The sequence below is a fragment of the Streptomyces cahuitamycinicus genome, assembly GCF_002891435.1.
Taxonomy (GTDB): Bacteria; Actinomycetota; Actinomycetes; order Streptomycetales; family Streptomycetaceae; genus Streptomyces; species Streptomyces cahuitamycinicus.
The window spans coordinates 1-4191 of sequence record NZ_POUC01000564.1; the positions used below are offsets into that span (position 1 = coordinate 1).

5 protein-coding genes are annotated in these 4191 nt (G+C 66.6%); all 5 read right to left on the reverse strand.

From position 1 onward, the window contains the following. The coding region (locus C1J00_RS39275) for a hypothetical protein (protein ID WP_102913656.1) at window positions 1–800 on the reverse strand (800 nt) is incomplete at its 3' end. After that, window positions 793–1167 carry a LysM peptidoglycan-binding domain-containing protein gene (locus tag C1J00_RS39280; RefSeq protein WP_102913657.1) on the reverse strand — a complete coding sequence of 125 codons (375 nt, stop codon included), beginning with the start codon at window positions 1165–1167 and terminating at the stop codon, window positions 793–795. The genes C1J00_RS39280 and C1J00_RS39275, both read right to left, overlap by 8 nt. 8 nt (window positions 1168–1175) lie before the next feature. Beyond that, window positions 1176–1877, reverse strand: coding sequence for a hypothetical protein (locus tag C1J00_RS39285; protein ID WP_102913658.1), 702 nt, complete (start codon window positions 1875–1877; stop codon window positions 1176–1178). 16 nt (window positions 1878–1893) lie between these two features. Then, entirely contained in the window at window positions 1894–2592 is a 699-nt protein-coding gene (locus C1J00_RS39290; RefSeq protein WP_102913659.1) for a hypothetical protein, read from the reverse strand. 13 nt (window positions 2593–2605) lie between these two features. Then, window positions 2606–4191 (reverse strand): hypothetical protein (locus tag C1J00_RS45705; RefSeq protein ID WP_219728406.1); only part of this gene is annotated, 1586 nt, incomplete at its 5' end.

A 4191-nucleotide genomic window follows, 5' to 3' on the forward strand; every position in this document is an offset into this window, starting at 1 on the left:
GGGCTGATCGGCGGCTGCGGCAGCAGGGTGGACTGCCGGGTGCCCGGGTCCTGCCACCGTGCCTGCGGCTCTTCCCGGGCCGTCCCGTCGTAGGCGAACGTCATCTGGTCGACGGTGGACTGGGCGTCCATGTTGACGTTGAGGGCGTGCTGGCGGATGCCGAGCCGGACCTCCGGTCCCCAACGGGCGGCGGACTGACCCGGGTTGGGTCCGGGCTCCAGGTAAAAGGTGTAGCCGTTGGCGCGGGCCAGCTCGGTGACGTACTGGAGGTCGGTCCCGGTCTGGTAGTGCACGCGCAGGTCCTGGTGCGGGGGCTGGGCGACCTTCTCGGTGTAGACGTCGGGCCGGATGCCGTAGTCGGAGTAGCGGCGCAGGATGGCGAGGGCCCGCTCGGAGGGCGGCAGGTTGGGGTAGCGGGCGGTGCGCTCCTCCAGGTCCATCAGCAGGGTGAGGTCCTCGCCGGTGACGGTGAGGGTGGAGTGGCCGGGCCGGTTGCTGGCGCCGACTTCCTGACGCACGACCAGCCCGTCGAAGAGCACGGCGGGCGTGCCCCGCACATTGACGGTCACGATCAGGCGGGTCTTCGGATCGAAGAACCCCTCGGGCAGCAGCCGGCGGCTGATGATCCCGTTCTTGGTGAGGTCGAAGGCGAGCTGAAAACCGCTGCGCTCGCCCGCTGTGGCGGTGATCTGCGCGGAGAGCAGGGCCTCGGTGACCTCGGCGGGCACGGGACGGGCGAGCTTGGGCCCCATGAGGAGGGTGATGTGGACGGGGCCCTGCCCCACCGGCAGGTCAAACACGCCGGTCCCCCCGCGGGAAGCCGCCGGCGATCGGTATGCCGATGATCCGCCCGGCCTCGTCGGTCAACTCACGTGGATCCAGTACGGGGTTGGCGTCGGCGATCTGCCACCACTGACCGGGATCGCCGAAGTAGCGCTGGGCGAGCAGGTCGGGCCGCTCCCCGGCGCCGACGACGTGGGGTTGGGCCTCCTGGTGACCGTCGTCCTCGAGGGGCGGCAGCAACCGGCGCTTGGTGTACCGGACTTCACTCCCGTCGGGGCGGCGGTGGATCCCGATCTCGGCGTCGTGGTACCTGCTGGTGCGGGGATACGGATGAGCCCCGGGGATGGCGTCCAGGGCACTCTCGTACGGTTCGATGTCGGCCATGGTGTGGCTCAGCCCCTCCTGATCGATGCGCTCGCCGCTGCCCCGATGCCGCCGCCGAGCCCCAGCGTGCCGAGGCTGCCGCCCCGGGCGGAGGCGGCCAGCCGCTCCTTCTGGGCGAGGTGCGCGAGGTAGAGATCCGCACCGCGATGCCCGGCCGGCAGATCACTGACGGTGAGGATCTTCATCCCGATGCTGAGCGAGGCCCGGATGGGATTGAGATGCACGTCGAAGGCGGACTCGTTCACGGACAACTCCGTCAACCGCACCGGCATGACCCGCTTGCTCCCCCAGGTGAACAGCGTCAGCGGCATCTCGATCGGGCTGATCTCGATGGCGCCCTTCTGCGACAGCCTGCTCGCGGCGCGCAGTTGCGCGGTGGTGGGCTGCACCAGCATTTCCAGGGTTGCCAGCTGGGGGTGGATCCCGTCGGGCGCGGCGATCTCGAACTGGTCGGTCGCGTCGATCTCGGCGGTGAACTTCCAGGTCTCCTGCGCGGGGCCCTTGAGGCGGAGAGCCTCGTTGCGGTCCCCGCTGCCGGTGCCGCCGCCTCCGGCGTCCCCGCTGTCACCGGCCGACTGGGGGCTGACGCTGCGTTCCAGGGTGTCCGGGTTGAACTGCAGCACGATGATGCGCTGCGGGGTGCCGGTGTCGGGGTTGACGACGACGATGCCGGAGCGGATGGGTTTGGGGATGTCGGCGTAGCGGGTCATGGGTTCCTGTCCGTATCTAGCGCAGACGCTCGGCGAGTCGGACTCGCAACGGCTCGTAGTTGTGCGCGGGGAACAAGTCGGGGAAGACCTGGAGCATTTCGTTGAGGAATCGCACGCTCACCTCGAATCGGTCATGAGCTAGGGAAACGTTTGTGAACAGGTACTGCCAGCCGAACGTTCCCTTGGTGATCCGCAAGACGTCGAGATAACCGCACAGATCGATATCCATCTGATGGATACCGCCACGCCCGTCACTGAACCATATCTCCGGGTTGTGCGCGACGCCTTGTCGGATACGCAGCGAGGCGACCTTTCCTGTGCCCGACAGGCTCGTAACGTCGAAATCCCGGAGCTCGGACAGAAACTCCCGCCGCTCTGGCGAGGGATCGGGCGAGCGCTCGATCGGCGCGGAATCACGAATCGCCCGAACAAGGGGCATGACATCGAACTCCCCGGCGAACACCGGGTCTTCATCCTCTTCGGTCATTCCGGCTCCCCAACCGGCGGCCAGATCCGAAAATCGTAGATAACACTCTTTCAACGACGGATCGAGGACGATACCGTCCTGCCCCGCGAGCGACGCGAAAGCGGCATCCGCATCTGGTACCTCCCCGTCGGGGAACTCAATAGTGTCCATGTCCAAGAGAACGTCGGGGCAGTTCCTCAACTCTTCGAAGACATCGATCCAGGCACGTTCAGCAGCCGTTGGTTCCATTGATATCCCTACCTCAGAAATTGATCTTCCCTCGTGCAGCGATCAGCTTCGCGAGGTCTTTTCGCAGCCGCTGAGCAGGTTCCCCAGCTAGGCCCACAGCTCCGGAGGACAGAGCCCCGACGAGGTCATCAACGCTGTTATAGCTTCCGGGGGCGGCAGCAAGCAGTTTGACTATCTTCTGCGCAGTGCTATCGGATACCCGCGTCACCATTCTCACTGTGGCCGCTTTTGCCTTCTTGATATCGAATCCAGCTGCAATGTTCGGAGCCGGGAAATTCTCCGCCCAAGTGCTTGTCGAGCTCTTCTCCTGCCACTGGTTGCCGGACACCTTGTAGCCGCCCCAGCGCACCCCCACGCGTCGTGGAAACCCTGGAAACTGTCCCCGGTAATTAATGGAAACCTGATACCAGATCATGTCTTCCGGGTCGGCGGGAATCGTTCCGTGCTCTACCACGTGTCCGAGAGCCGCTTGAGCGGGATGCTCGATTTTCACCATGGCCCTTGTATTGATGGCTCCCAGTGCGGGCACGAGGTTGGATGTGGACGAGTGTCCGCCGATCTTCGCCGGAAGCATGTGCATGCGCACCCAGAATCGACCTCGTTCGGAGCGTCCACCCGGGAGTTTCTCCAGCTCCTTCCAGCCCACCGGATGGGCACTGCGTCGCTCGTCCGCCTCCGTACCCTTCGGGGTGCTCTGCTTGATGAATCTGGCCTTGAAGTTGAAAGCCATGGGCCCGTCGGCGAACGGCGGCAGGACGGTGTCCGGCATCGGCGGCTCCTTGTCGCCGGCATTCCGCTGCTCCAGCAGCTCCGCCAGGCGCTCCATGGCGTCCCGGAGACGCTCGATTCGACGCTGGAAGGCCACGTCGCCCAGCGTTCCCCGGCTGATGCCATGACGGTTGCGGGGTTTGGGCAGGGAGTTCTGCATGGTTTCGACCGTTTGTGCCTGGCGGCGTGCGGCAGCAATGAGATCCGCCATGGCGTCCGCGAGGTCCGGCTTTCCCTGATCCCTGAGTTCCTGGATCTCTGTATCCCAGCCCCCGAAGTACCCGGCCATGGCCTGCAGGACACTGCGGACGGCCAAGTCGGCGCTCCTGCCCTTCCCGTTGAAGAGGAGGGTGTGGGGATCGCCGTCCTTCGTGCGGAACCGGACCCTGGGCAGTTCGAAGTCCGTGATGCCGTTGTTCTCCCGCTGACGCTCCTCTTCGCGTCGCCGATTCCGGCCTCGGTCACGAGCTCGATCCCTGCCGTGTTCCTTCCGGCGCCGCCACCGGTCCCGCAGCCGCCGCAGGCGGTCGTTCAGGCGATTGCCGAGGGTGCGCCGAGCCTTGCCGTAGAGCCTGCGGCCAGCGCGACGAGCCCTGTTCACCGCCGACTTGATGGTCTGGCGGGCGCGGCGGAGCGGGCGGCGGCGGGGGCGGTCCTTGTCGGTGTCGCGGCGGCGGTCGTCCCTGCGGTCGTTGGTCCGGCGCCGGTCTTCGTCTCGGCGGCGGTCGTCGTCACGCAGGCGGTCGTCCGTGCGCCGGTCGCCCGGGCGCGTGTCCCTGGGGTCGCGGTCACGGTCGGTGTCACGCCGACGGTCGGGGCGCAGGGTGTCGC

Bases quoted from the DNA above. Each gene is read 5' to 3' on its own strand.
- C1J00_RS39290 (WP_102913659.1), bottom strand. From the start codon at position 2,592: ATGGAACCAACGGCTGCTGAACGTGCCTGGATCGATGTCTTCGAAGAG.
- C1J00_RS39280 (WP_102913657.1), bottom strand. From the start codon at position 1,167: ATGGCCGACATCGAACCGTACGAGAGTGCCCTGGACGCCATCCCCGGG.
- C1J00_RS39285 (WP_102913658.1), bottom strand. From the start codon at position 1,877: ATGACCCGCTACGCCGACATCCCCAAACCCATCCGCTCCGGCATCGTC.